General features: G+C 53.0%; 27 protein-coding genes, 1 pseudogene and 2 riboswitches. Of the genes and pseudogenes, 23 read left to right on the plus strand and 5 right to left on the minus strand.

All coding sequences use genetic code 11. From position 1 onward, the window contains the following. Window positions 1-41: 41 nt before the first annotated feature. The 7 genes and pseudogenes from B1A75_RS01030 to B1A75_RS01055 all read left to right on the plus strand — a co-directional run. A pseudogene (locus B1A75_RS01030) lies at window positions 42-620 on the plus strand (cytochrome ubiquinol oxidase subunit I); the annotation flags it as partial. After that, window positions 617-1,645 (plus strand): cytochrome d ubiquinol oxidase subunit II, encoded by a 1,029-nt coding sequence (locus tag B1A75_RS01035; RefSeq protein ID WP_079935577.1) that lies wholly within the window; start codon window positions 617-619, stop codon window positions 1,643-1,645. The pseudogene B1A75_RS01030 and the gene B1A75_RS01035, both read left to right, overlap by 4 nt. Then, window positions 1,645-1,746: a cytochrome bd oxidase small subunit CydS family protein gene (gene cydS / locus B1A75_RS20715; RefSeq protein WP_011230110.1), complete on the plus strand. Its 102-nt coding sequence runs from the start codon at window positions 1,645-1,647 to the stop codon at window positions 1,744-1,746. The genes B1A75_RS01035 and cydS overlap by 1 nt, the downstream gene beginning before the upstream one ends. Window positions 1,747-1,834: 88 nt before the next feature. Further along, a complete protein-coding gene (locus B1A75_RS01040; protein WP_021322500.1) occupies window positions 1,835-2,125 on the plus strand; it encodes a hypothetical protein in 291 nt (96 codons plus the stop codon). A gap of 108 nt (window positions 2,126-2,233) precedes the next feature. Next, a riboswitch (guanidine-I (ykkC/yxkD leader) is annotated at window positions 2,234-2,336 on the plus strand. A gap of 58 nt (window positions 2,337-2,394) precedes the next feature. Next, the gene (locus B1A75_RS01045) at window positions 2,395-2,715 is read left to right on the plus strand and encodes a DMT family transporter (protein WP_011230112.1); all 321 of its coding nucleotides are present in this window, start codon (window positions 2,395-2,397) and stop codon (window positions 2,713-2,715) included. 332 nt (window positions 2,716-3,047) lie between these two features. Further along, a complete protein-coding gene (locus B1A75_RS01050; RefSeq protein WP_011230113.1) occupies window positions 3,048-3,320 on the plus strand; it encodes a YkvA family protein in 273 nt (90 codons plus the stop codon). A 14-nt stretch (window positions 3,321-3,334) separates the two neighbouring features. Then, window positions 3,335-4,027, plus strand: a complete 693-nt coding sequence (locus tag B1A75_RS01055; RefSeq protein WP_079935578.1) for a TerC family protein — start codon at window positions 3,335-3,337, stop codon at window positions 4,025-4,027. 39 nt (window positions 4,028-4,066) lie between these two features. Here B1A75_RS01055 and B1A75_RS01060 read toward each other — a convergent pair whose 3' ends face one another. Continuing rightward, a complete protein-coding gene (locus B1A75_RS01060) occupies window positions 4,067-4,516 on the minus strand; it encodes a hypothetical protein (RefSeq protein ID WP_079935579.1) in 450 nt (149 codons plus the stop codon). Window positions 4,517-4,820: 304 nt separating this feature from the next. Here B1A75_RS01060 and B1A75_RS01065 point away from each other — a divergent pair, with 304 nt between their 5' ends. The 5 genes from B1A75_RS01065 to B1A75_RS01090 all read left to right on the plus strand — a co-directional run bounded on the left by B1A75_RS01065 (window position 4,821) and on the right by B1A75_RS01090 (window position 11,460). Beyond that, entirely contained in the window at window positions 4,821-6,896 is a 2,076-nt protein-coding gene (locus B1A75_RS01065; RefSeq protein WP_074044318.1) for a carbon starvation CstA family protein, read from the plus strand. Then, a complete protein-coding gene (locus B1A75_RS01070; protein WP_042381782.1) occupies window positions 6,889-7,092 on the plus strand; it encodes a YbdD/YjiX family protein in 204 nt (67 codons plus the stop codon). The genes B1A75_RS01065 and B1A75_RS01070 overlap by 8 nt, the downstream gene beginning before the upstream one ends. Window positions 7,093-7,243: 151 nt before the next feature. Beyond that, entirely contained in the window at window positions 7,244-8,170 is a 927-nt protein-coding gene (locus B1A75_RS01075) for a ketopantoate reductase family protein (RefSeq protein ID WP_074044316.1), read from the plus strand. 143 nt (window positions 8,171-8,313) lie between these two features. Next, window positions 8,314-9,981, plus strand: coding sequence for a glycoside hydrolase family 13 protein (locus B1A75_RS01080; RefSeq protein WP_074044315.1), 1,668 nt, complete (start codon window positions 8,314-8,316; stop codon window positions 9,979-9,981). A 273-nt stretch (window positions 9,982-10,254) separates the two neighbouring features. Continuing rightward, a complete protein-coding gene (locus tag B1A75_RS01090) occupies window positions 10,255-11,460 on the plus strand; it encodes an MFS transporter (protein ID WP_014194966.1) in 1,206 nt (401 codons plus the stop codon). 63 nt (window positions 11,461-11,523) lie between these two features. Here the strand turns inward: B1A75_RS01090 and B1A75_RS01095 are convergent, their stop codons facing one another. Both B1A75_RS01095 and B1A75_RS01100 read right to left on the minus strand, forming a co-directional pair. After that, window positions 11,524-12,708 carry a class I SAM-dependent rRNA methyltransferase gene (locus B1A75_RS01095; RefSeq protein ID WP_025038991.1) on the minus strand — a complete coding sequence of 395 codons (1,185 nt, stop codon included), beginning with the start codon at window positions 12,706-12,708 and terminating at the stop codon, window positions 11,524-11,526. After that, window positions 12,690-12,938 carry a hypothetical protein gene (locus B1A75_RS01100; protein WP_254866582.1) on the minus strand — a complete coding sequence of 83 codons (249 nt, stop codon included), beginning with the start codon at window positions 12,936-12,938 and terminating at the stop codon, window positions 12,690-12,692. Before B1A75_RS01100 ends, B1A75_RS01095 begins: the two co-directional genes overlap by 19 nt. Window positions 12,939-13,173: 235 nt before the next feature. After that, window positions 13,174-13,281, plus strand: a riboswitch (TPP riboswitch). 112 nt (window positions 13,282-13,393) lie between these two features. Between B1A75_RS01100 and tenA the strand changes: the two genes are divergently transcribed. The 10 genes from tenA to B1A75_RS01155 all read left to right on the plus strand — a co-directional run bounded on the left by tenA (window position 13,394) and on the right by B1A75_RS01155 (window position 22,440). Beyond that, a complete protein-coding gene (gene tenA, locus B1A75_RS01105; protein WP_013523027.1) occupies window positions 13,394-14,077 on the plus strand; it encodes a thiaminase II in 684 nt (227 codons plus the stop codon). Between the two features lie 23 nt (window positions 14,078-14,100). Then, window positions 14,101-14,691 carry an ECF transporter S component gene (locus tag B1A75_RS01110; protein WP_033024782.1) on the plus strand — a complete coding sequence of 197 codons (591 nt, stop codon included), beginning with the start codon at window positions 14,101-14,103 and terminating at the stop codon, window positions 14,689-14,691. Between the two features lie 14 nt (window positions 14,692-14,705). Next, window positions 14,706-16,160 carry an ABC transporter ATP-binding protein gene (locus B1A75_RS01115; RefSeq protein WP_074044313.1) on the plus strand — a complete coding sequence of 485 codons (1,455 nt, stop codon included), beginning with the start codon at window positions 14,706-14,708 and terminating at the stop codon, window positions 16,158-16,160. Continuing rightward, window positions 16,157-16,939 (plus strand): energy-coupling factor transporter transmembrane component T family protein, encoded by a 783-nt coding sequence (locus tag B1A75_RS01120; protein ID WP_074044312.1) that lies wholly within the window; start codon window positions 16,157-16,159, stop codon window positions 16,937-16,939. The genes B1A75_RS01115 and B1A75_RS01120 overlap by 4 nt, the downstream gene beginning before the upstream one ends. A gap of 16 nt (window positions 16,940-16,955) precedes the next feature. Continuing rightward, window positions 16,956-17,561: a thiazole tautomerase TenI gene (gene tenI, locus B1A75_RS01125; protein WP_074044311.1), complete on the plus strand. Its 606-nt coding sequence runs from the start codon at window positions 16,956-16,958 to the stop codon at window positions 17,559-17,561. Window positions 17,562-17,564: 3 nt separating this feature from the next. After that, the gene (gene thiO, locus B1A75_RS01130) at window positions 17,565-18,698 is read left to right on the plus strand and encodes a glycine oxidase ThiO (RefSeq protein ID WP_079935580.1); all 1,134 of its coding nucleotides are present in this window, start codon (window positions 17,565-17,567) and stop codon (window positions 18,696-18,698) included. Next, entirely contained in the window at window positions 18,695-18,898 is a 204-nt protein-coding gene (gene thiS, locus B1A75_RS01135) for a sulfur carrier protein ThiS (RefSeq protein ID WP_014194970.1), read from the plus strand. The genes thiO and thiS overlap by 4 nt, the downstream gene beginning before the upstream one ends. Before the next feature lies 1 nt (window position 18,899). Next, complete coding sequence (locus B1A75_RS01140) at window positions 18,900-19,667, plus strand: thiazole synthase (RefSeq protein ID WP_014194971.1); 768 nt, start codon at window positions 18,900-18,902, stop codon at window positions 19,665-19,667. Then, the gene (locus B1A75_RS01145; RefSeq protein WP_014194972.1) at window positions 19,664-20,689 is read left to right on the plus strand and encodes a thiazole biosynthesis adenylyltransferase ThiF; all 1,026 of its coding nucleotides are present in this window, start codon (window positions 19,664-19,666) and stop codon (window positions 20,687-20,689) included. Before B1A75_RS01140 ends, B1A75_RS01145 begins: the two co-directional genes overlap by 4 nt. 479 nt (window positions 20,690-21,168) lie before the next feature. Continuing rightward, window positions 21,169-22,440, plus strand: coding sequence for a hemolysin family protein (locus B1A75_RS01155; protein ID WP_013146254.1), 1,272 nt, complete (start codon window positions 21,169-21,171; stop codon window positions 22,438-22,440). Between the two features lie 83 nt (window positions 22,441-22,523). On the opposite strand, the gene B1A75_RS01160 is transcribed toward B1A75_RS01155, so the two are convergent. Beyond that, on the minus strand, window positions 22,524-22,736 hold the full coding sequence (locus B1A75_RS01160; RefSeq protein WP_011230133.1) for an alpha/beta-type small acid-soluble spore protein: 213 nt from the start codon (window positions 22,734-22,736) through the stop codon (window positions 22,524-22,526). 289 nt (window positions 22,737-23,025) lie between these two features. Here B1A75_RS01160 and B1A75_RS01165 point away from each other — a divergent pair, with 289 nt between their 5' ends. After that, window positions 23,026-23,268, plus strand: coding sequence for a hypothetical protein (locus B1A75_RS01165; RefSeq protein WP_014194975.1), 243 nt, complete (start codon window positions 23,026-23,028; stop codon window positions 23,266-23,268). An 83-nt stretch (window positions 23,269-23,351) separates the two neighbouring features. On the opposite strand, the gene B1A75_RS01170 is transcribed toward B1A75_RS01165, so the two are convergent. Further along, entirely contained in the window at window positions 23,352-24,464 is a 1,113-nt protein-coding gene (locus B1A75_RS01170) for an ABC transporter ATP-binding protein (protein ID WP_013146253.1), read from the minus strand. Between the last annotated feature and the right edge of the window lie 98 nt (window positions 24,465-24,562).

Raw genomic sequence — 24,562 nt, forward strand, 5'->3', positions numbered from 1 at the left:
AAATATTCAGCTCACTTTATGATGTGGCTGAATAGTTACCTGAATGGCATTTTGAAACGAGCTCCCATGCACCGTTGATCCTGTTCGGCGCGCTCCAAGAAGACGGGGAAGTGAAATATGCCTTGGAAATTCCATATGCCCTTAGCATTTTGGCCCATAACCATCCCGCTGCGGTTGTGACCGGACTGAACGAAGTTCCGGAAGATGAACGCCCACCACTGTACATTCATTACTTATTCGATGTGATGGTCACGATCGGGGTGTTTTTAATGGTTGTCGCAGCCGCGTATTGGCTCGGATCGATTTTCCGCTGGAAGTGGACGGCGAAAAAGTGGTTTTTTGGACTGCTGGTGGCGGGAGGGCCGCTGGCGATGGCTGCGATTGAGGCGGGATGGTACTTAGCGGAAGTCGGGCGGCAGCCGTGGATTTTGCGCGGCTATATGAAAACGGCGGAAGGAGCGACATCGTCGGCGCATGTGGATACGATGCTTGTGTTGTTTTGCCTTTTGTATATGGTGTTAGTAATTGCGAGCGCAACAGTGCTCATCCGTATGTTCCGCCGCAACCCGGTTGAACGGGAGCTGGCAGAGCGGGCCAATAACGGGGAGGTGGCGCCATGACGCTCGAAGTCATTGGCATTTCGGTGTTATGGCTGTTTTTGTTCGGGTACATTATCGTTGCCTCGATTGATTTCGGGGCTGGGTTTTTCAGCGCCTATAGCCATTGGGCAAACAAACAGCATATTTTGCACCGCATCATTCAGCGCTATCTTTCCCCTGTATGGGAAGTGACGAACGTCTTTCTTGTCTTTTTCTTTGTCGGCATTGTCGGCTTTTTTCCGAAAACGGCGTATTATTACGGTTCTATTTTGCTTGTCCCGGCGAGCATCTCCATCATTTTGTTAGCTATTCGCGGCTCGTACTATGCGTTTCATACGTATGGGGGGACGGAACGGAACTGGTATTTAATCGCTTATGGATTGACGGGGTTGTTTATTCCGGCCTCCCTGTCCATCGTGTTGACGATTTCCGAAGGCGGGTTTGTGGAGGCAGGCGCCTCAGGCGTTGCGCTGGATTATGGGAAGCTGTTTGCAAGCCCGTTGTCATGGAGCATTGTGCTGCTCAGTGTGACGAGCGTTCTTTACATTTCTGCCGTTTTCTTAACGTACTATGCGGACGAGGCCAAGGATGAACGGGCGCGGGCGCTGTTGCGCCGCTACGCTCTTCTTTGGAGCGGGCCGACGATGTTGTCAGCGCTGCTCATTATTTACCAGCTCCGCTACCATAATCCCGAGCATTACGCCAACCTATGGAATGTGGCGTGGATGCTGGTCATTTCCTTTTTGTTTTTTGTCATTACCGTTTGGCTGCTTTGGCGGCAGCGGCGGTTCGGCTGGGCGTTTATTGCGCTGTTGTTTCAATATGCGTTCGTCTTTTACGCCTATGGCATTTCACATTATCCGTATTTGTTGTACCCGTATTTGACGATTTATGACGGGTTTACGAATGAGACGATGGCTATGGCGTTGATCGTCGCGTTTATTGCCGGCCTTCTGTTATTAATTCCGTCACTTTATTTGCTTATGCGCCTCTTTTTGTTTAACAAGGCGTACGTTAAAGGAAAATGGGAAGGGGGAAAAGGATAATGCAAACATTTTTGATCATGTATGCGCCGATGATCATCGTCGCCCTGTCGATCATCGCCGCGTTTTGGGCTGGTTTGAAAGATGTGCACGTAAATGAGTAGACACAATTTCAGCGTCTTGGTAATGCATAGTTTGCCGCCAATCGCCCACACTAGCGGATGACAACGAATAGAGAAAGGATGGGCGATGATGAAAGAAATATTGGAGCGTGTGAAAGAGCAGCTGGAACAATCGTTTGACGAACCGCGCTCGACGAGTCTTGATGGGGCGATTCATGAGCTTGAACGGTTAAAAGCGAGCGCCGGGGATAAACGGCAAATGATCGAAGATGTCATCCGTGCGGTGACTCACGCGCGCAATGCGCGAATGGAGCTGGCCGAGGCGGGAGATGAATCGGCGACAAACGCTTTCGCTGAGGCCTATCGGGCGCTCGATCAAGCGATTGAATCGTACAGCGATGTTGATAACGATCCGGTATAAAGCAGATGGGAATGTCCCATCTGCTTTCTTGCTATGCCAGCGGCACGATGGTTAAATCAGTAGCCGATTGGCCACAAACATGGTACAATAACAGCGGAAAAAAAGAAGAAAAAGGTTTTCTAGGGTTCCGCGGCTGCTTTGCGGCCGGCCTGCGACCGAGAGAAAACGCGCGGCATCGCCGCGTGCACGGAGGGACAAAAGCCCGGGAGGAGCATCGTTTCGATCGTTCTCGCGGCTTTTTTATTTTCGCTAAAAAGGGAGGACGGGGCATGGCGTGGGTTTATTTAATAGTTGCTGGTTTGTTCGAAGTTGTATGGGCGATCGCGCTGAAATATACGAACGGGTTTGCCCGCTTTTGGCCTTCTGTTGTGACGATTGCGGGGATGGCGGCGAGCTTTTACTTTTTATCACTGGCGATAAAAACGTTGCCGATCGGCACCGCCTATGCGGTGTGGACGGGAATCGGAGCGCTCGGCGCGGCCTTGGTCGGCATGTTGTTTTTAAACGAGCCAGTCAACGCGCCGCGTGTGGCGTTTTTGCTTTGCATTCTTGTCGGAGTCATTGGTTTGAAGTTTACGGCGGGGCAATAAATTGGATTCATTTCTTGTCAAGAAAAAGAGTTGACAACAGGTATAAATATTGAATATCATGAAAATATAAAAACGAATATAGTTTCTTTTGTTAAAGGGGAGTAGCTTTAACAGCAAAGTCGTCAGTTCAGGGCGCATGCCCTCGGCTTTGTTGGCAACGGCGACGTTGTTAGCGAGACCTTTACCGATGTTGGTAAAGGTCTATTTTATTTATGGAGGCCTTTACCAAAGATGGTAAGGGCCTTCTTTCATTTCATGAAACAAAAGGGGGGAAGATAATCGTAAAGGAAGATAGGTTCGGTTTCAAAAGAACAAAAAGTGGAGGGGATGGCATGCGTAAATGGTGGAAACGGCTTCGCTTCATCGTCCATGTCCGGCGTTTTCTACCGTTTTTGTTTGAATTTTTCGTTTCTCATGAAGTGCCAATGCGAAAAAAATTGTTTTCCGTCGGTTTGCTGCTTTTGTATATAGCGCTGCCGCTTGACCTCATTCCGGATTGGCTTGCGTTGTTTGGTTTGATCGATGATTTGGCCGTCTTCCTATTTATTTTGCAACAAGTCATTAAGATGGCTCCGGTTTCATTAAAAGAAAAATATAACCTGTAAAGGGGGATTCTTCCATGGATCTGTTGTCAGTAGAGTTTTGGACGGCGTTGCTGTCGATCGTCATTATTGATCTTTTGCTGGCAGGGGATAACGCCATTGTGATTGGATTGGCGGCCCGCAACTTGCCCAAATACCAGCAAAAAAAGGCCGTTGTCTGGGGGACGGTAGGCGCTGTCGTCATCCGGGCGTTGGCGACGATCTTCGTCGTCTGGCTGCTGAAAATCCCAGGGCTTTTGCTTGTCGGCGGCGTGCTGCTTGTCTGGATCGCCTATAAGCTGCTTGTTGAGGGGAAGGGCCACGACGATGTTGAAGCCGGGGGAAATTTATGGGAGGCGATTCGCACGATCATTATTGCCGATGCGTTGATGGGGCTTGACAACGTATTGGCGGTCGCCGGCGCCGCGCACGGAAACTTTCTCCTCGTCGTTCTTGGGTTGCTCATTTCCGTTCCGATCATGGTGTGGGGCAGCACGCTCATTTTAAAATGGATCGAGCGCTTCCCAATCATTATTACGATCGGCGCTGGCGTCCTCGCCTGGACAGCGGCGAAAATGATCGTCGATGAGCCGTTTTTAAAGGAGTATTTTGCGAATCCTGTCGTGAAGTATGGATTTGAGCTGCTCGTTGTCGCTGCGGTCATTGCGGTGGGAACGATGAAAAAACGAAAAAGCGCCAAAGAGCCGCAACCGAAAGCCGCCAATGAATAATTGGCGGCTTTTGTGGCGGGGCAATCACCAAGCGGATGGCTATTTCCATTTCAGCAGCAGAAATTGCAGCAGCCATCCAATGGAGAGCCCGGGGATGACAGATAAAATCGGCAGCCAAATCGGCCCAAAAAACACGCCGCCGATCGTCACGTGCGACGAGTATATCAAGCCGACCGTCACAAAGTAGGCGGAGACGACAAACGGCAAAAACGAGTACGGTGTTCGCCCGCCGCCCGCATCTTTAAATGCATCCCATATGGCAAAAAAGTATAAACATGGATAAAACATCAGCCATCCGATATCGACAATGCGAGCGGCCTCATCCGTACGTCCCAAAAAGCTGAGGCGGATGGCTTCATTGAATTGGGATTGGGTGTTAATCACAAATTCCAACGCAATAAACAAAATTCCTTTTATATACTTTTTGTTCAACAGTTGCCCAAATCCAGGCAAAGCAATGCTCCATAACAATGCTTCGATCGCCTTCACCTTATCGAACCCTTTTCTGAGATAATATTAGTTGATCGTTGCTTCGTCCATTGCACCGTCAGATAGAGCTGGGGACAATCGATGGGTGCTTCATGGTCAGTTGCTGGTTAAGCCGATGGGTGCAATTACATTTTTTGCGCCAAAGACTTGTTTTATACTTTTGTGCAATAGGAATGCGGGAAAACTCTCCTATAGAACCAAACCATACATTAGCTGAAGATGAAAAAATGTCTTTTAATTTTTCGGAATAATGAATATAATAGTAGCGTAAAGGATTTTGACAAATAAAAAAGGAGGAAGCCGTGTGAAGGGGCTAAAATCGATTTTGTTATGGGGCCTGATTTCCGTCCTTGGGGCCGCAGGATTTGCCGTTTTGGCGCTAAGCCGCGGCGAATCGGTCAACGCGATGTGGCTGATTGTCGCTGCCGTCTGCACGTATGCGGTCGCCTATCGATTTTACAGCCGGTTTATCGCCCGCAAAGTGTTCGGTCTTGATGATAACCGGAAAACGCCGGCGGAAGTGTTCAATGACGGGAAGGACTATGTTCCGACGAATAAATGGGTGTTATTTGGCCATCACTTTGCCGCCATCGCCGGCGCTGGACCGCTTGTCGGGCCGATTTTGGCCGCGCAGATGGGCTATTTGCCGGGGACGCTTTGGATTGTGATCGGGGTCGTTCTTGGCGGGGCGGTGCAAGACTTTGTCATTCTGTTCGCTTCGATGCGCCGCAATGGAAAGTCGCTTGGCGAAATGATTAAAGAAGAAATGGGGCCGGTGACGGGCTTTATCGCAGCGCTTGGCATTTTAGGCATTATGATTATTTTATTGGCCGTGTTGGCGCTCGTTGTGGTGAAAGCGCTTGTCGGAAGCCCGTGGGGGATGTTTACGATCGCCGCGACGATTCCGATTGCGATTTTGATGGGCATTTACATGCGCTTCATCCGTCCGGGGCGCGTCGCTGAGGCGTCGCTTGGAGGATTTGTGCTGTTGATTTTATCGATTGTGGCCGGGCAATACGTGGCCGAGCATCCGACGCTTTCGGCGATGTTTACGCTAAAAGGGGAAACGATCGCCATCTTAATGATCATTTACGGCTTCGTCGCTTCGGCGTTGCCGGTATGGCTATTGTTGGCGCCGCGCGACTATTTGAGCACGTTCTTGAAAATCGGCACGATCGTCGGATTGGCGCTCGGCATTTTCGTCGTGACGCCGGACTTGCAAATGCCGGCGGTGACGAAGTTTATCGACGGCACGGGGCCGGTGTTCGCAGGCGACTTGTTCCCGTTCTTGTTCATTACGATCGCTTGCGGAGCGGTGTCCGGTTTCCACGCGCTCGTTTCGTCCGGTACAACGCCGAAGATGATTGAGCTTGAAAGCCATGCGCGGCCGATCGGTTACGGCGCGATGCTGATGGAGTCGTTCGTCGCTGTCATGGCGATGGTCGCTGCTTGCATTTTGACGCCGGGGGCGTATTTTGCCATCAACAGTCCGGCGGCGGTGATCGGCACAGACGTGGCGCAGGCAGCCAAAGTCATCTCATCGTGGGGCTTCACCGTGACGCCGGATATGCTTGCTCAGCTGGCCAAAGACGTCGGCGAGCAAACAGTATTGTCGCGCACGGGCGGGGCGCCGACGCTGGCGATCGGAATGGCGGTCATTTTATCGAACGTCATCGGCGGCAAGGCGCTCATGGCCTTTTGGTATCACTTTGCCATCTTGTTTGAGGCGCTGTTTATCTTGACGACGATTGATGCGGGCACGCGCGTCGGCCGCTTCATGATCCAAGACATTATGGGCACGTTCTACAAACCGCTCGGCAAAACGGATTCGCTTGCCTCGAACTTGATCGCAACAACCCTTTGCGTATTGGCATGGGGTTACTTCCTGTACCAAGGCGTTGTCGACCCGCTCGGCGGCATCAACACGCTATGGCCGCTATTTGGCATCGCCAACCAAATGCTTGCCGGCATCGCCTTGTTGTTTGCGACGACGGTTCTATTTAAAATGGGCAAAAAAGCGTATGTTTGGGTCACGCTCGTGCCGACGACATGGCTGCTTGTCGTGACGTTGACTGCGGGATACCAAAAGCTGTTCCACGAAAATGTCAAAATCGGTTTCTTGTCGCATGCGAAGATGTTCCAGGACAGCTTGAGCCAAGGAAAAATCTTGGCGCCGGCAACGAATGAGGCGCAAATGCGGCAAATTATTATGAACGACTACATTGACGCTACGCTGTGCGCCATTTTCATGCTTGTTGTGATCGCAATGCTTATTTCGGCGTTGAACATCTGGATCAAAGTGTTGCAAAACAAACATGTGCCGCTCAAGGAAGCGCCGTACGTGCCGCGCGATGGAGAAGGAGCGAAGCATTATGCCTAAATGGCTGCAAACGGTGTTGGCGTACCGCCGGCAGTTTCTTGACTTGCTTGTCGGTGTGCCGAGTTATGAAAAATATGTCGAGCATATGAAAACCCATCACCCTGGCGTGCCGATCAAGTCGCGGAAAGAGTTTTTCTGCGAGGCGCAAGAGGCGCGCTACAATGCCAAAGGCGGCAAAGTGTCGCGTTGCTGCTAGCGGACGGGAAGGAAGGAGGGGCGCGTTCCCTTCTTCCTTTTTTCTTCTTGTTCATTATCGCTGAGAAAATGTTCGGTTGGCGGCATGGTTTTTGTGAAAGACGTTGGGAGCGTTGGATCAACCCTCAGTGGAGAAAGGAGCTGTACATACGATGCGCATTCTGTTTGTCGGAGCGGGAGCGGTCGGCGGGTATTTCGGCGGCCGTCTTCTTGAAAAAGGGGTGGACGTAACGTTTCTTGTCCGCGAGCGAAGAAAACGGGAGATCGAAGAACGCGGGCTTGTCATCCACAGCGTCCATGGCGATGTGGTATTGGCGCCGAAATTGCTTGTTGCCGGCAAACCGGCCGAGCCGTTTGATCTTGTCGTGTTCTCAAGCAAAGCGTACCATTTAGACGGCGCCATCGCCGACGCGAAACCGTATGTTGGAGAGGCGACGATGATTTTGCCGTTGTTAAATGGCATGGCCCATATGGATGCGTTATGGGAGGCGTTCGGCCGCGAGAATGTCTTAGGCGGGCTTTGCTTTATCGAAACGACGTTAAACGAGAGAGGGGAGATCATCCAAACGAGCCCGGCGCATGAGATACGTTTCGGTGAATGGCCTGCAGGACGGACTGAACGGGTGGAGGCGCTCGAATCGCTGTTTGCCGGCGCCAACGCCTGCTTTCGCCTAAGCGAACAAATTGCAGCTGATATGTGGAACAAATATTTGTTTATCGCGACGATGTCGGGCGTGACAACGCTGTTCCGCGCCCCGATCGGGCCGATCCGTTCCGGGGAGTACGGGAGCGTCATCATCGATCGGCTGTTTCGGGAAATCAAAACGATCATTCAGGCGCATGGGGCGCCGCTGACCGATGAAATGGCTGAGCGGCAGCGCACCCAGCTCGAGCAGATCGCCCCAACGATGAAATCGTCGATGCAGCGCGATATGGAAAAAGGACAGCTCATTGAAGCCGATCATTTGCAAGGGTATTTGCTAGCATTGGCGAAGCGGCATGGCATCCATGCTCCGATGCTCGAAACGGTGTATCACAATTTAAAAATTTACGAGTCAAGCCGCGTTGTCGCGGAATAAGTGGTGGACAAGTGTTGGCCGGCCGGCGGGAGCCTATGGGCAACCGCTCGCCGGCTTATTTTTGTGAACAAAAGAGAGTTGTTTCTTGCAGCGATGTAGTGTACAGTTAGTAGTGAAAACGTGTGCACAGAGGAGGAGCTGCTGTGAAAAAAGTGTGGTGGAAAGAGGGCGTTGCCTACCAAATTTATCCTCGCAGCTTTATGGATGCCAACGGCGACGGCATCGGTGATCTTCGCGGCATTATGGAAAAGTTGGACTATTTGGTGGAGCTTGGGGTCGATATCATCTGGATTTGCCCGATTTACCGATCGCCGAACGCTGATAACGGATATGACATCAGCGACTATTATGCCATTATGGATGAGTTTGGAACGATGGATGACTTCGATGAATTGCTTGTTGAAGCGCATCGGCGCGGGTTGAAAGTCATTTTGGATTTGGTCATCAATCATACGAGTGATGAGCATCCGTGGTTTATCGAATCGCGGTCATCGCGGGACAATCCGAAGCGCGACTGGTACATTTGGCGCGATGGCAAAGACGGGCGCGAACCGAACAACTGGGAAAGCATTTTCGGCGGCTCGGCATGGCAGTATGACGAGCGGACGGGGCAGTACTATTTGCATCTTTTCGATGTGAAACAGCCCGATTTGAACTGGGAAAACAGCGAGGTGCGCCAAGCGCTGTATGACATGATCAACTGGTGGTTGGATAAAGGCATCGACGGCTTTCGCGTCGACGCGATTTCCCACATTAAGAAAAAGCCGGGTCTTCCCGACTTGCCAAATCCGAAGGGGCTGAAGTACGTGCCGTCATTTGCTGCGCACATGAACCAGCCAGGGATTATGGAGTATTTGCGAGAGTTGAAAGAGCAAACGTTTGCACGATATGACATTATGACGGTCGGCGAGGCGAACGGAGTAACGGTTGATGAGGCTGAACAATGGGTCGGGGAAGAAAACGGCGTGTTTAATATGATTTTTCAGTTCGAGCATTTAGGGCTTTGGAAAAGGAAAGCCGATGGTTCGATCGATGTCCGCCGGCTGAAGCGGACGTTGACGAAATGGCAAAAAGGATTGGAAAACCGTGGGTGGAACGCGCTCTTTTTGGAAAACCACGACTTGCCTCGATCGGTGTCGACATGGGGAAATGACGGCGAGTATTGGGCGGAGAGCGCGAAGGCGCTTGGCGCGCTCTACTTTTTTATGCAAGGGACGCCGTTCATTTACCAAGGGCAAGAGATCGGGATGACGAACGTGCAATTCTCCGACATTCGCGACTACCGCGATGTCGCTGCCTTGCGTCTGTATGAGCTCGAACGGGCGAACGGCCGGACGCATGAGGAAGTGATGAAGATCATTTGGAAAACCGGGCGCGACAACTCGCGCACCCCGATGCAATGGTCTGATGCCCCGAACGCAGGGTTTACGACTGGCACGCCATGGATCAAGGTGAACGAAAACTATCGTACGATTAATGTTGAAGCCGAGCGGCGCGATCCGAACTCAGTATGGTCGTTTTATCGACAAATGATTCAGCTTCGGAAAGCGAACGAGCTGTTTGTTTACGGAACGTACGATCTGCTTTTGGAAAATCACCCATCCATTTACGCGTACACAAGAACGCTTGGCCGCGATCGGGCGCTTGTCATTGTCAACGTATCCGATCGGCCTTCGCTTTACCGCTATGACGGCTTCCGCCTTCAGTCAAGCGATTTGGCGCTTTCGAACTACCCGGTCCGTCCGCATAAAAATGCGACGCGTTTTAAGCTGAAGCCGTACGAGGCGCGCGTATACATCTGGAAAGAATAAGGAGGAATTTGCCTTTCCGTGTTGAATGAATCAATGAATACGGAAAGGATGGTAAAGGCTGCCGATTCTTCGGCGGCTTTTTTCTTCATGCATAATAGAAGGATGATGCTGCGCAAACAACACCCGGGAAACCGCCGGCTGGGCGGGGCTTTTTTGGCGTCATCCTGCCGGGAGAACGGTGAAATAGCATTTTGCTTAAACGGCGGCATATGATTATGTTATACTAACAAATATTAAGGGACACGAAATACATAGTTCGCAAGGGGGATCGGTATGGGAGCGGAGCAGCAGCCGCTTATTGCAGAACAAAAAGAAAAAATATGGACGAAAGATTTCGTTTTGATTTGTTTGGCCAATTTTTTTGTGTTTCTTGGGTTTCAAATGACGCTGCCGACCATTCCGCTGTTTGTCGAGCATTTGGGCGGCAACGATCAGCTGATTGGCGTTGTCGTTGGTGTGTTTACGTTTTCGGCGCTCATCGTCCGTCCGTTCGCCGGCCATGCGCTTGAGACGAAAGGGCGCCGGTTTGTGTTTTTATTGGGTCTTCTCATTTTTGTCATTTCTGTCGGTTCCTACAGCTTGATCTCAAGCATTTTCCTTCTCTTTTTGATGCGGGTCGTCCAAGGAATCGGCTGGGGGTTTTCAACAACCGCTTCCGGAACGGTGGCGACGGACATCATTCCAGCGAGCCGCCGCGGGGAAGGAATGGGCTATTACGGGCTGTCCGGAAATATCGCCTTGGCGTTTGGTCCGTCGCTTGGACTTGTGCTTGCCGCTATGATTCCGTTTAGCCATCTGTTTGCCATTTGTGCGGCGCTTGGAGTCGCTTCGGTGCTGTTTGCCGCCGCGATCACGTATAAAAAAGTGGAAGCCGTGCATGGCAAAGGGGCGAACAGATGGGATTTGTACGAAAAAAGCGCTTTAACTCCGTCGGTGCTGTTGTTTTTCTTGACGGTGACGTTCGGCGGCATCGCCTCATTCTTGCCTCTATATACGGCGCAAAAGCAGATCGGCGGCCTGCAGCTGTACTTTTTGCTTTATGCGCTTGCCTTGATGGTGACGCGAACGTTCGCTGGCCAGTTGTATGACCGAAAAGGGCATCGGGCCGTCTTTCTCCCTGGTGCGGGGCTTATTTTGCTGGCGATGCTTCTTCTCGCTTGGCTGCCGGGAGAATGGGCGTTGCTTTTGGCGGCGGTGCTGTACGGTTTCGGCTTTGGCATGGTGCAGCCCGGGCTGCAGGCGTGGTCCGTCGAGCGGGCCCCTGCCCACCGCAAGGGAATGGCGAACGCGACATTTTTCTCCTTTTTTGATTTAGGCGTTGGCGTTGGGGCGATGGTGTTTGGCCAAATCAGCCATTGGTTCGGCTATCCGAGCATTTATTTAGCTGCTAGCGGTTCGGTGCTCCTTTCGATGCTTGTCTATCTGTCGGTCTTGCATAAAGAACAATCGCTTCGCCCCAGGGAACGAAAAAACGCTTAGGGATAACCCCTAGGCGTTTTTTCTGCCCAGCGGCGCATCGAAACGGCCTTTGAGTGCGGCTCGTCACCGCCGGGAATGCACTTCGTAAATGGCGAATTTTAAGTAGTCGCCTTCTTCCGCGGCAAGGAGTTTCGGGTGGTCGTAGCCGGCGCCGTTCCAATATACTTGGCGCAGCACTTTTTTCGCGTCAAATGCCGCATCAGCGATCATCTCTTGAAATAGGTGCGGGCGGACGTGGTACGAGCAGCTTGATGTGACGAAAAAGCCGCCGTCTTTGACAAGCTTCAATCCGTTTAAGTTAATGTCTTTATAGCCGCGCAGCGCCTTCGGGACGGCATGGGCCGATTTCGCGAACGCCGGCGGGTCGATGATGACGACATCCCACTGTTTGCCGGCGCGCACCGATTCGCGCAAATAGTCGAAGGCGTTGGCGACGACAAATTCAACGTTCGTGAATCCGTTTAACGCGGCGTTCCGTTTCGCTGTTTCGATGGCATGTTCAGAAATATCGACGGCAGTAGCATGTTTTGCCCCATACAGACAAGCGTTCAGCATAAACGAGCCGGTATGGGTGAAGCAGTCGAGCACCGTCGTCTCCGGACCGATGAGCGGACGAAGGGCGGCGCGGTTTTGCCGCTGGTCGAAGAAAAAGCCCGTTTTTTGTCCGTTTTCAATATCGACGATGTATTTTACGCCGTTTTCCTCGATTTCGATTTCAGTTTCCGCTTCCCCGTACCAAAAGCCTTTTTCTTGTTTGAGACCCTCAAGCTCCCGAACGGATACATCGTTGCGCAAATAAATGGCCCTTGGGGCAAACACGTCAAGCAAGCCGCGTAAAATCCAGTCTTTCCGCCTTTCCATGCCGAGCGCCAAAATTTGCACAACAAGCACATCTTCATATTTGTCGACGATCAATCCGGGCAAAAAGTCGGCCTCGCCATAGACGGCTCGGCAGGAGCGAACGCCGGGAATCATCCGTTCACGGTACGCCCACGCCTGACGGATGCGGTCGATGAAAAAGCGCTCATCGAGTTCATCGTTTGGGTTTTGCGTCAAAACGCGGACGATGATTTGCGAAGCGGGGTTGATATATCCTTTCGCCAGCCAATAGCCTTGATGATTGTAAACGTCAACGAAGTCGCCCGGCGCCGCATCGCCTTCGATGCGGTCGACTTCACTTTGAAAAATCCATGGATGCCCTTGCTCAAGCCGTTTTTTTCGTTCTCTTTTCAGGATGACCTTCGCCATCGTTTCCACTCCCATCCAATCGTCATTTGTGATTTTAGTCCGAACAACTCTCCCAAGTCTCGATACACCAAACCTTGCAGTTTCTTAAACGAAGAAAGCAGATGGTGTTCGTATGCGACTTTCGAGGCAAAGTTCAACGCTTGTTTCATCGCTTGCATCGTCTCAACGAGTTGTTGGTGTTGGGCTTCCGTTGGCAACAACCGAATTTTAGCGGTGACGACCAATTCCATGCGTTTCACCTCCTTTTTTTCAGTATTATAATTTTACCGTGTATTACTGAAAAACGAACCGTTTTTCGTACAAAAAATAAAAAAGGGCAATTCCTCCCTCACCTTCCCTTCTCTTAGAGGTGGGGGACTCCTTGCCTAATAACGTTGAAACGTGCGGCGCAACGTCGGCGAAAAAAAGATTGACAACCGTTGCCGTCGTGGTATGATAAGTGTAAAGAAAACTGAAAATTGCACCATCATCCACTAGGGGGGCCTTTAGAAAGGCTGAGATCAAAGTGTGCCTTTGAGACCCTTAGCACCTGATCTGGGTAATGCCAGCGTAGGGAAGTGGAGGAGCAGCACAGCAAGGCTAGGCGCTTTGCCTTGCCAACGTCGTCGCATGCCCACGCCGCTTTCTTTACGCCAATAGGCAAAGGAAGCGGCGTTTTTATTTTGCTAAAAAAGGGGGAGGACGAATGTCATTCGCAAAGCAATTGCGCCAAGCGGCCGATCCGATCTGGCAGGCGAGCTTTCGCCATCCGTTTGTTCAGGAGCTTGGCCAAGGGACGCTCGCGCGCGAGAAGTTTCGCTATTACGTGATGCAAGATGCCTATTATTTGCGCCATTTTGCCCGCGTGCAGGCGATCGGGGCAGCGAAATCGCCGGATTTGGCGACGACAGCCCGGTTGGCGCACCATGCACAAAGCACGTGCGAAGCCGAGCTGTCGCTGCATGAAACGTTCGCCGAGCTGCTAGGCATTACGGAAGAGGAAAGGGCGGCGTTCATTCCGGCGCCGACGGCGTACGCCTATACGTCGCACATGTACCGCGCGGCGTACGAAGGGCATCTCGGTGATGTTATCGCCGCCATTTTGCCGTGCTACTGGCTGTATTACGAAATTGGCGAGCGCTTGAAAACATGCCGGCCGAACGATCCGATTTATGAAAAATGGATCGGCACCTACAGTTCGGACTGGTTCCGCTCGCTTGTGGAAGAGCAAATCGCGCGGCTTGACGACATCGCTGACGCGGTCACCGAAGAGGATCGCCATCGGATGAAGCGGCATTTCCTCATCAGCAGCGAATATGAGTACGAGTTTTGGGAGATGGCGTATCGGCTTGAGCAGTGGCCGTCGGCTGAATTGGCGGCGAGCCGTTGACTCGATGCAAGGAGGAGAACAGGATGGAAGTGAAGACAAAAGGGTTAAAATTGGCGGATATTTTAACGACGATCGTCATTGCGATTGTGTTCGGCATCATTTACAAATTGTGGGGTCCGTTGTACAGTGCGGTCGGAGTATTCGGATTTCATCTTGACCAACTCATTTACGGGATGTGGTTTATCGCCTCCTCGCTCGCTTATTTGCTCATTCGCAAGCCAGGGGTGGCGCTGCTTGCTGAAGTAGCCGCCTCGTCCGGCGAACTCATTATGGGATCGCAATGGGGGCTTGAAGTGCTCATTTACGGGGTCGTTCAAGGGCTGTTTGCCGAGCTCGTCTTTGCCGCCTTCCGCTATCGGCGCTTTGATGCGTTCGTTGTATCGCTCGGCGCGGTCGGGGCGACGATTGGTTCGCTCATCATGGACTTTTACAAAGGCTATATTGAGGCGCTCGCCCCATGGAATATGGCGCTCTTTTTGCTGGCGCGTTTTATCGGTGCCATCCTCATCTCCGGCGTGTTTGCTGTTTCATTGGCGAAAGCGCTCGAAAAAACCGGAGTGACGCAAATGTGGCGTCCGGCCTCGAAAGACGATTACGATGCGTTGAACCGGTAAGGCGGCGAATGGCGATGAAACAAGCAATTGCGATTGATCGGCTGCGTCTGAAATTTCCCGGGAGCGACGGGCTGCTGTTTCGCGACTTGTCGCTTTCGATTGCCGAGGGGGAGAAAGTGCTCCTCCTTGGTCCGTCGGGATGCGGCAAGTCGACATTATTGCAAGTGATGGCTGGCATCATTCCCCACTCGATCGATGTGCCGATGAAAGCGGAGCGCCTTGAGCGGCCGAAACGGTGGGGCTATGTTTTCCAAGATCCTGATGCGCAATTTTGCATGCCGTATGCGGACGAGGAAATCGCTTTTGCCCTCGAAAATCGAAGCGTGCCGCGCCACGAGATGCCCGTCCGCATCCGTGCCCTGCTGGACCAAGTCGGTTTGGAGATCGCCCCGCATACTGATATTCATACGCTTTCCGGTGGAATGAAGCAGCGGTTGGCTCTTGCTTCGGTGCTGGCGCTTGAGCCGGATATCTTGTTTTTGGATGAGCCGACGGCGCTGCTCGATGAAGAAGGGACGAAGGCGGTATGGCAAACGGTGAAGCAGGTGGGCCGCGGCAAAACGGTCGTCATCGTCGAGCATAAAATTGACCATGTGCTCGACTTTGTGGATCGCATTGTCTTGTTCGGCCGCGATGGGCGCATCGTCGCCGACGGCGAGGCGAAAGCGGTGTTTTCCGACTATAAAGACGTCATTGCCGCTGAAGGCATTTGGTATCCAGGCGTCTGGGACGACTATGATCGAACGGCAAGGCGGCGGAAACACCATAAAGGCGAGAAGCTTCTTCGCCTCGCCCGTTTTCGCGGGTTCCGCGGCCGTGAGGCGAAAATCTATGTTCCTGAAGCAACGGTGCACGCCGGCGAATGGATTGCCGTCACCGGAAAAAACGGCGCCGGCAAAAGCACGCTGTTGCATGCGCTCATGCAACTCATTCGCACGGACGGCGAGTATATGCTGCTAGGCGCCGACATCAAGCGGCAACACCCGCTCTACCGCCATATTGCGTTCGTTTTCCAAAATCCGGAGTGGCAATTTGTCACCCATTCCGTTCGCGAAGAGCTCGCCTACTCGCTTCGGCTTGAAGGGCGGCCGGAAGCGGAAATCGAGGAAACCATCACCCGCCTGTTGCGTGAATTTGACCTTGTTGAGCAGCAAGACCAGCACCCGTACCAACTGTCGGTCGGACAAAAGCGGCGGTTGAGCGTCGCCGCTTCGATCGTCGCCGGCCAACGCCTCTTTTTGCTTGATGAGCCGACGTTTGGTCAGGACGCGAAAAACACGTTTGCTTTGCTTGAAATGCTTGAAGCGCACCGCGAACAAGGAGCGGCGATCATGATGGTTACACATGACGAACAAATCGTCCGCCGTTTTGCGACGAGACGGTGGGTGATTGAAGACGGGGCGCTCGTTCGGGACGAACAGCTTGACATCCGAGAGCCGGTGTTGGCGGAAGGTGGGGCAGGGCGATGAAATGGGAGGTTCGCTGCCGCGAGACATGGCTTCATGAGACGAACCCGAGCTTGAAGCTCATTGTGCTTGTCGTGCTCTTTTTCGCTGTGTTGTTCATTCATAACCCGAATGTGCTGATTAACGTTTCGCTCGCTCTCTTCGTTTTGTTTTGCTTTGGCACCGGCTATCCGGCGAATGTGTTGTTTTGGCTGTTTTTGCCGTTTTTCCTCGTCTTTGTTTCGACGGCTTCATCGATGATGATGTTTGGCGAAGGAACAACGACATGGGTTCGCTGGGGGCTCATCCATATTACAGCGGAAAGTTTTTGGCGCGGGGTGCACATCGGGTTTCGCGCTTTGGCGCTTGGGCTTCTCGGGTTGATTTTTTCGCTGACGACCCGGCCGGTTCCGTTGTTTTATTCACTCATGCAGCAGCTGAAGCTGAAGCCAAAGTATGCGTACAGTTTTTTGGCGGCCGTTCGTCTATTGCCGATTATGCTTGAAGAGTTTCAGACGATCCGCTATGCGTTAACAGTGCGCGGCGTGCCGAACAAGGGCGGCCTCAGCAAAGTGAAGCGCTACGCCATTCCGCTGTTGTCGCAAAGCATCCGCCGCGCCCAGCGCATCGCTGTGGCGATGGAAGCGAAACAATTTTCCGGCAGCGGGGGGCGCACGTTTTATTATGAAATCGGGTTCGGCAAATATGATATTTGGCTTGTCGCCTTGTTTGCCGCTTTGATGTTCGCCGCCTACTATGTCGGCGTTCATTATCCGTATATTTCTATAAGCGATGTACGGTAGAAAGAAAGGGATGGCGATGGGGGTTCTCCATTTCATTTCCACCGGGCGTCAGACGGTTGGCGAGTTCGCCGCGATTTGTGCGCACACCCATCCGTATGCCGACCTGATTCATATTCGCGAAAAAGGGAAGACGGCGCGTGAAGTGGCGGCGTTTGTCATGTCCCTGCTTCGCGTCGGGGTGCCGCCGCAAAAAATCATCGTCAATGACCGGGTTGATGTCGCGGCTGTCTACGGTGTCAAAGGTGTGCAGCTTGCTTATCACAGCCTGCCGGTGCGCGCCGTCCGCCGCTCGTTTCCGGACTTGACGGTTGGTTGCTCGGTGCACGGGCTTGAGGAGGCGAAACAAGCCGAACAGGATGGCGCTCACTTTTGTTTGTATGGTCATATTTTTCCGACGGAAAGCAAGCCCGGTTTACGGCCGCGCGGTCTGGACTCGCTTGCGGAAATCGTGGCCGCCGTGTCCATTCCAGTCATCGCCATCGGCGGCATTCACGCCGGCAACGCCCGTCGGGTGCTGGAAGCGGGCGCGGCCGGGGTGGCGGTATTGTCGGCTGTTTTTTTCGCTGCTGACCCCGTTGCTGAGGCCAAACGGCTGGCAGACATAGTGAAAGGGAGGGGATAGGGGATGACGCATCGGTATGACGTCGCCATCGTCGGCGGCGGGGTGATTGGGGCGGCCATCGGTTTTGAGCTCGCCAAGCGGCGGCATCGCGTCGCCATTTTTGAAAAAGGAACGATGGGAAGCGGGGCGTCAAGCGCGGCAGCCGGCATGCTTGGGGCGCAATCCGAGTTTTCGACGCCAAGCCCGCTTGTGCCGCTTGCCTTGCAAAGCCGAGCTCTCATGCCGGCCTTGGCTGAAGAGCTGAGGGAGAGGACCGGCATCGATATCGGCCTTGTCGAAAAAGGATTGATCAAACTAGCGACAACGGAAGAGGAAGCAGACGATCTCTATCGCCATTATACATTTTGGCGGGGCATAGGCGAACCGGTGCAGTGGCTCACGAAAGGGGAGGCGCTTGAAATGGAGCCGCGTCTTGCGACGGAAGCGCTTGCTGGCGCGATGTACATCCCTGGCGATGGGCAAGTGAGCGCTCCGGATTTGGCCGCCGCTCTCGCCTATGCCGCCGCCTCCGCCGGCGCTTGTCTGTACGAGTATACGGAAGTGTTCGACATCCGTTCCGACAGCAGTGGGCATGTGTTAGACACAACAGGCGGAACGTTTGCCGCCGAGGCGGTCGTCATCGCTTCCGGCGCTTGGGCGGCGCGGCTCGGCGCGCGGGTTGGGCTTTCGCTTTCCGTTTATCCGGTCAAGGGGGAATGCGTCATGGTGCGCGCCCCGGTTCCGTTGTTGCAAACGACTGTATTTGCGAAAAACGGCTGCTACATCGTTCCGAAATCAGGAAACCGGCTGCTCATCGGAGCGACGTCCACGCCCGGCACGTTCGACCGGCGCGTATCGGCCGGTGGGGTGATGAACTTGCTTCACCGCGCCGCCCACCTTGTTCCGGACATCGAACAGGCGGAATGGGTGGCATCATGGAGCGGCATTCGGCCGCAGACCGAAGACGGCTTGCCTTATCTAGGCGAGCATCCGGAGCGGCGCGGCTTATTCGTCGCTGCCGGCCATTACCGGAACGGCATTTTGCTCAGCCCGTTGACCGGTCTGCTTGTCGCCGACTTAGTGGAGCGGAAAGAGACGGCGTTTGACCTTGCGCCATTTTCGTTGACACGCCATATCGGAAAGGTGGGGGTGGAATGACGTTAGTGATTAACGGGGAGACGGTCGCCGTGCCCGACGAGGTGAAAACGGTGGGCGATTTGCTTGCCCATTTCCGGCTTGAGAACAAGCTTTGCATCGTCGAAGTCAATGTCCGCATCATCCAAAAACATGAGTATGGGACGACGGCGCTATGCGATGGCGATCGCGTGGAAATCGTTCATTTTGTAGGAGGCGGTTGAGATGTTGAAAATTGGCCCATATGAATTCTCTTCGCGGCTGTTGCTCGGCACGGGCAAATATCCGAGCTTGGACGTGCAAAAAGAAGCGGTGGAAGCATCAGGGGCGGAAATTTTAACGTTCGCCGTCCGGCGAATGAACATCTTTTCTCCGGAGCAGCCGAACTTTTTAGAGCAGCTCGATTTAAGCAAATATAAGCTTTTGCCGAACACCGCCGGGGCGAAAACGGCCGAAGAAGCGGTGCGCATCGCCCGGCTCGCCAAGGCATCCGGATTGTGTGATATGATAAAAGTAGAAGTGATCGGCTGCGACAAAACGCTCCTCCCAGACCCGATCGAGACGTTGAAAGCGGCGGAAATGCTGCTTGAGGAAGGGTTTATCGTGTTGCCGTACACATCCGATGACGTCGTGCTGGCGAAGCGGCTTGAGGAGCTTGGCTGCCATGCGATCATGCCGGGCGCCTCGCCGATCGGGTCCGGGCAAGGCATCATCAATCCGCTCAATTTGAGCTTTATCATTGAGCAGGCGAACGTGCCGGTCATTGTCGACGCCGGCATCGGCGGACCGGCGGACGCGGCGCTGGCGATGGAGCTTGGCGCGGATGGGGTGCTGTTGAATACCGCTGTTTCCGGCGCGGCCGATCCAGTGAAAATGGCGAAAGCGATGAAGCTGGCGGTAGAAGCGGGCCGGCTCGGCTATGAAGCCGGACGCATCCCGAAAAAACGGTACGCGTCAGCGAGTAGCCCAATGGAAGGAATGAGTGTTGTTTGAACGAACGGTATTCCCGACAGCAACTATTTGCACCGATTGGAGAGGAAGGACAGAAGAAAATACGAGAAAAGCATGTCGTGCTGATCGGTGCCGGAGCGCTCGGCACAGGCAACGCCGAAGCGCTCGTGCGCGCCGGCATCGGTAAATTGACAATCATCGACCGCGATTACGTCGAATGGAGCAACTTGCAGCGCCAGCAACTGTACAGCGAAGCGGATGCGAAGGAGCGGCTGCCAAAGGCGATCGCCGCCAAACGGCGCCTTGAACAAATCAACAGCGAGGTTGAGATCGAGGCCATTGTCGGCGACGCCGGCCCGGAAGAATTGGAAACGATCGCTGTCAAGCAACGCCCTGACTTATGGATCGATGCGACAGACAATTTTGATACGCGCCTTGTCATCAATGACGTTGCCTACAAGTACAACATTCCGTGGATTTATGGCGCTTGTGTCGGCAGTTACGGTTTAAGCTGCGCCTTCATTCCGAACCGCACGCCTTGTTTGTATTGCTTGCTTGAAACGGTGCCGCAAGGGGGATTGACGTGCGATACGGCCGGCATTATCAGCCCAGCGGTGCAAATGGTTGTCAGCTATCAGATGGCTGAGGCGTTAAAAATTTTAGTGGAGGACTGGTCGGCGCTCCGCGGCAAGCTCGTTTCGTTTGACCTTTGGACGAACGAATATGCCGCCATTCGCATTGACGGGGTGAAAAAGGACGGTTGCCCGACGTGCGGACGTCATCCATCTTATCCGTTTCTTTCCTATGAACAACGGACGAAGACTGCCGTCTTGTGCGGGCGCGATTCTGTGCAAATCCGTCCGCCTGCCCGACGCGAGTACGACTTGAATGAAGTGGCGGAGCTGTTTCGCCGCCAAGGGCTTCAAGCGGAAGCGAACCCGTATCTTGTCTCCGTTTCGCTCGGCGACAAGCGGTTGGTTGTCTTTCGTGATGGCCGTGCGCTTGTGCACGGCACGAAAGACGTGCAGGAGGCAAAGGCGATCTATTACCGCTATTTAGGTTGAAACGAGAGAAAATGAAATGAGGGCGTCTATTGATGGGAGGACGCCCTTGTTTTGTTCATCAAACTGTCAAAAAGACACCCTTCTCCTCCTGCTTTTCCCGCCGTCAATATGGTACGATGAAAGAGGGGAAGAAAAGGGAGGGGAAGACGAATGGCCGAGTGGTCGGTGACATTCAACATTGCCTCATTGCTTGTTCTTGTGTATTTGATTGGTTCCTGTTGGCTTGAATCATGATGCGCCTCGGTTCATCCGGCGCATTTTTCTTTTTGGTTGTCTGGCTTTATATGGAAGGACAACTCGCCAGCTATAGTCAGTTGGCGAAAAATTTGTTATATTTAAGATAGGAAGAGCGAAAACGGCTGCTGCCGGCCGCATCGCTTTGTTTCCGCTTAGCGCGGCAAGTGTGGTTTTTACGCATGATTCGGCGGAAAAATGGATATGAATAACATAGTCACCATCCATAGGAGTGTGAAGATTCGTTGGAAGAGTGGCCGTTAAGGTTGTTCGGGTGGTTTTTCCTCTCCCTGCTCGCGAATGCACTGTTCGCTTCAGCAGAAGCCGCGTTTTCTTCGGCAAGCAAGGCACGGTTGCGGCATTATGCGGAAGAGCATCTGCACAATAAGCGCCTCCAAGCGGTGATCGGTCAGCTTGACCGCGTGTTGTTGGCGCTTGCTGTGGCCAACCGCCTCACCAGCGTCGTGACGGTCGTGCTCTTTACGGACATCGCCGTTTCGTTGCTTGGGGAACAGATGGGCTTGTTTGCCACGCTGGCGGTGATGACAGTATTATTTGTCGTCTTCGGTGAAATTTTGCCAAAATCGATGGCGAAAGAGCATGCGGAGCAGCTCGCCATCCGATACGCCGGCCTTGCCTATGGGCTGATGAAGTTGATGACGCCGGTTACGGCGTCGCTCCAAGCCTTAAAAGATCGAATCGCCAAGAGGTTCGCCAATGGGGTGGCTGTGCCGGCTGTTACTGAGGAAGATATTAAAGTGATGGTTGAGCTGAGTGAAGAAGAAGGGGTCATCGACAACAAAGAAAAAGAATTGATCCAACGTTCGCTCGATTTTGATGAAATTTTGGTCGGAGAAATTTTCACGCCGCGCGCTGATATGGTGGCGGTGGAAGTGAACCAGCCGATTGAAGAGATTCGCGACGTGTTTTTGGAAGAGAAATATTCCCGCATCCCGGTCTATGAAGGGGATATTGACAACGTGATCGGCATTTTGTCGGAAAGCGACTTTTTCAGCGAGCTTGTGCAAAAGCGGGAGGTGCGCATCCGCGATTTGTTGCGCCAGCCGTTGTTCGTTGTCGAGTCAATGAAAGTGTCCGATCTCCTGCCGGAGCTGCAAAAAAGCAAAGTGCATATGGCGATCGTCGTCGACGAGTTTGGCGGCACCGCCGGCTTGATTACGCTCGAAGATATTCTCGAGCAAATTGTCGGCGAAATATGGGATGAGCATGATGAGGCGGTGAAAACGGTGCGCCAAATCGACGAGCACAGCTTCGAGTTCAGCGCCGAACTGCCGCTCGATGAATTTTGCGAAGTGATGAACATCGACGTGCCAAAGAGTGAATCGCATACGTTGGGTGGTTGGATTTTTGAGATGTTTGAGCGTATTCCAGCAGTCGGCGAAACGTTGCAATATGGACCGCTGACGTTCACCGTCCGCCAAGTCGACAATCGGCGCATTCGCAAAGTGCTTGTCTCATTGAGCCAACCGCTTGCCGAGCAGGCGGGAGGCGCCTGATTCGCTCCCCGTTCCCATATGAAAGCGCCCCGGGCTGACTGCCCGGGGCGTTTGCCATCTATATGAAGTTGTTCGTAAGGCGGTTATTGAATGTTGCCGAATTGGCCGCCAAGTTGTTGCTGAGCCATGGCGACAAGACGTTTCGTAATTTCGCCGCCGACCGAACCGTTCGCGCGAGAAGTCGTGTCAGCGCCGAGGTTCACACCAAATTCTTGGGCGATTTCGTACTTCATTTGATCAATGGCTTGTTGAGCACCAGCGACTAACAGTTGGTTGTTGTTATTGTTGCGTGCCATCGTTGATCATCTCCTCTTAAAAATTTTTGATGGTTGGGGTGGTTGGATTTGCACCAACACTTCACGCTGCAAGGCGTGTGCCAAGCTTGGCTGAACCCACCGGCCCACCCGCTTTTGGCTTCGCCAGCGTCCCCGTTGCAACGGATGGGTGATTTCGCTGGCGGTACTCATAGTTTGGGACGTTTTTTGCCTGTTATGCATGGTGAGAATATGGGAATTTTTAACGTTTTACCGCCGTCACCATTAGGGAATATGTAAAGATAAGGAACATCTTAGAGGAGGAAGCAGCATGAATGTATGTCCGCTGTGCAACGGGTTGCGCCGGGTGACGGTGTATTGCAGCTACTGCCGGCAACCGATGGAAGACCAAGGAAAAGTTACGGATTATTTCGATGACTACAGCCCGTACATGGATGCGGACGTCATGAAGCTTGTCGACGGCTATTTGCGCACGTATACGAATCATGAATGTGTTCATTTGTTTTACTGTCCGACTTGCCATGAGGAGGAAGTGCGTTTTATCAAGGAATAAGGCTGTTGATGGAGTGGAAAGGAAAGGCGTTCCGTTTTTTTCGGAACGCCTTCGAATGAATCTATATGAACAACAATGGGGGGTTACTTTTCATCCGCCGCCCGGATGCGCCGTTCCGTTTCAACGTCAAAGAAATGCGCTTTGTTCATATCAAGCGCCAGGTCAATCCGGTGGCCCGGCTTGATTTCCGTGCGGGCGTCGATGCGAGCGACCAATTCTTGGTTGTCGATGCTAAAATAGATCATCGATTCAGCGCCAAGCAGCTCAGCGACCTCGACGAGAGCAGTAACTTTCGTCGCCGGCGATGCTTCAAGGAAGAGCGGTTCGTCGTGAATGTCTTCCGGACGAATGCCTAAAATCACTTCCTTGCCGACATACCCTTGCTCACGCAACACTTTCATTTTTCCTTCCGGAATGCCAAACGATGTTTGGCCGACGACAAACTTGCCGTCTTGCAGCGTTCCACGAAGGAAGTTCATGGCCGGTGAACCGATAAAGCCGCCGACAAAAATGTTTTCCGGTTTTTCGTATACCTCCCGCGGCGTTCCGACTTGCTGGATGACGCCGTCTTTCATAACGACAAGACGGGTGGCCATTGTCATTGCTTCTGTTTGGTCGTGGGTGACGTAAATGGTCGTCGTTTCCAAGCGTTGATGGAGCTTCGCGATCTCTGAGCGCATTTGCACCCGCAGTTTCGCATCCAAGTTCGAGAGCGGCTCGTCCATTAAAAACACTTTTGCATCGCGGACGATGGCCCGTCCCAATGCCACGCGCTGCCGCTGCCCGCCGGAGAGCGCTTTCGGTTTGCGGTCCAAATATTGCTCGAGCCCAAGAATGCGCGCCGCCTCGCGGACGCGTTTTTCAATTTCCGCTTTCGGGAATTTGCGCAGTTTTAAACCGAACGCCATGTTGTCATAGACGCTCATATGTGGATACAGGGCGTAGTTTTGGAACACCATGGCGATGTCGCGGTCTTTCGGCGGCACATCGTTCATTCGTTTGCCGTCGATGTAAAGATCGCCTTTGGAAATTTCCTCAAGGCCGGCGATCATCCGCAACGTGGTGGATTTGCCGCAGCCGGACGGGCCGACAAATACGATAAACTCTTTGTCTTGAATATGTAAATTGAAGTCTTTGACGGCGACCACATTGTTGTCGTAAATTTTGTAAATATGATCAAGAATGAGTTCTGCCATAACCATCCTCCTCATCGCCGAAATCGTTTTCTTGCCATTAGTGTATAGAAAAATAGGAACATTCGTAAATGGACGAGGTGCACAAAAAATGCCGCAGA

This window comes from Geobacillus sp. LEMMY01 (genome assembly GCF_002042905.1).
Taxonomy (GTDB): Bacteria; Bacillota; Bacilli; order Bacillales; family Anoxybacillaceae; genus Geobacillus; species Geobacillus proteiniphilus.

Excerpts from the sequence above, each read along its gene's own strand:
- cydS (WP_011230110.1), top strand. The coding sequence starts at position 1,645 with ATGCAAACATTTTTGATCATGTATGCGCCGATGATCATCGTCGCCCTG.
- B1A75_RS01070 (WP_042381782.1), top strand. The coding sequence starts at position 6,889 with ATGCCTAAATGGCTGCAAACGGTGTTGGCGTACCGCCGGCAGTTTCTT.
- B1A75_RS01165 (WP_014194975.1), top strand. The coding sequence starts at position 23,026 with ATGAATGTATGTCCGCTGTGCAACGGGTTGCGCCGGGTGACGGTGTAT.
- B1A75_RS01075 (WP_074044316.1), top strand. The coding sequence starts at position 7,244 with ATGCGCATTCTGTTTGTCGGAGCGGGAGCGGTCGGCGGGTATTTCGGC.
- B1A75_RS01035 (WP_079935577.1), top strand. The coding sequence starts at position 617 with ATGACGCTCGAAGTCATTGGCATTTCGGTGTTATGGCTGTTTTTGTTC.
- thiO (WP_079935580.1), top strand. The coding sequence starts at position 17,565 with ATGACGCATCGGTATGACGTCGCCATCGTCGGCGGCGGGGTGATTGGG.
- B1A75_RS01040 (WP_021322500.1), top strand. The coding sequence starts at position 1,835 with ATGAAAGAAATATTGGAGCGTGTGAAAGAGCAGCTGGAACAATCGTTT.
- B1A75_RS01120 (WP_074044312.1), top strand. The coding sequence starts at position 16,157 with ATGAAATGGGAGGTTCGCTGCCGCGAGACATGGCTTCATGAGACGAAC.
- B1A75_RS01090 (WP_014194966.1), top strand. The coding sequence starts at position 10,255 with ATGGGAGCGGAGCAGCAGCCGCTTATTGCAGAACAAAAAGAAAAAATA.
- B1A75_RS01110 (WP_033024782.1), top strand. The coding sequence starts at position 14,101 with ATGGAAGTGAAGACAAAAGGGTTAAAATTGGCGGATATTTTAACGACG.
- B1A75_RS01160 (WP_011230133.1), bottom strand. The coding sequence starts at position 22,736 with ATGGCACGCAACAATAACAACAACCAACTGTTAGTCGCTGGTGCTCAA.
- B1A75_RS01100 (WP_254866582.1), bottom strand. The coding sequence starts at position 12,938 with ATGGAATTGGTCGTCACCGCTAAAATTCGGTTGTTGCCAACGGAAGCC.
- B1A75_RS01170 (WP_013146253.1), bottom strand. The coding sequence starts at position 24,464 with ATGGCAGAACTCATTCTTGATCATATTTACAAAATTTACGACAACAAT.
- thiS (WP_014194970.1), top strand. The coding sequence starts at position 18,695 with ATGACGTTAGTGATTAACGGGGAGACGGTCGCCGTGCCCGACGAGGTG.
- B1A75_RS01055 (WP_079935578.1), top strand. The coding sequence starts at position 3,335 with ATGGATCTGTTGTCAGTAGAGTTTTGGACGGCGTTGCTGTCGATCGTC.
- B1A75_RS01095 (WP_025038991.1), bottom strand. The coding sequence starts at position 12,708 with ATGGCGAAGGTCATCCTGAAAAGAGAACGAAAAAAACGGCTTGAGCAA.
- B1A75_RS01045 (WP_011230112.1), top strand. The coding sequence starts at position 2,395 with ATGGCGTGGGTTTATTTAATAGTTGCTGGTTTGTTCGAAGTTGTATGG.
- B1A75_RS01050 (WP_011230113.1), top strand. The coding sequence starts at position 3,048 with ATGCGTAAATGGTGGAAACGGCTTCGCTTCATCGTCCATGTCCGGCGT.
- tenI (WP_074044311.1), top strand. The coding sequence starts at position 16,956 with ATGGGGGTTCTCCATTTCATTTCCACCGGGCGTCAGACGGTTGGCGAG.
- B1A75_RS01115 (WP_074044313.1), top strand. The coding sequence starts at position 14,706 with ATGAAACAAGCAATTGCGATTGATCGGCTGCGTCTGAAATTTCCCGGG.
- B1A75_RS01140 (WP_014194971.1), top strand. The coding sequence starts at position 18,900 with ATGTTGAAAATTGGCCCATATGAATTCTCTTCGCGGCTGTTGCTCGGC.
- tenA (WP_013523027.1), top strand. The coding sequence starts at position 13,394 with ATGTCATTCGCAAAGCAATTGCGCCAAGCGGCCGATCCGATCTGGCAG.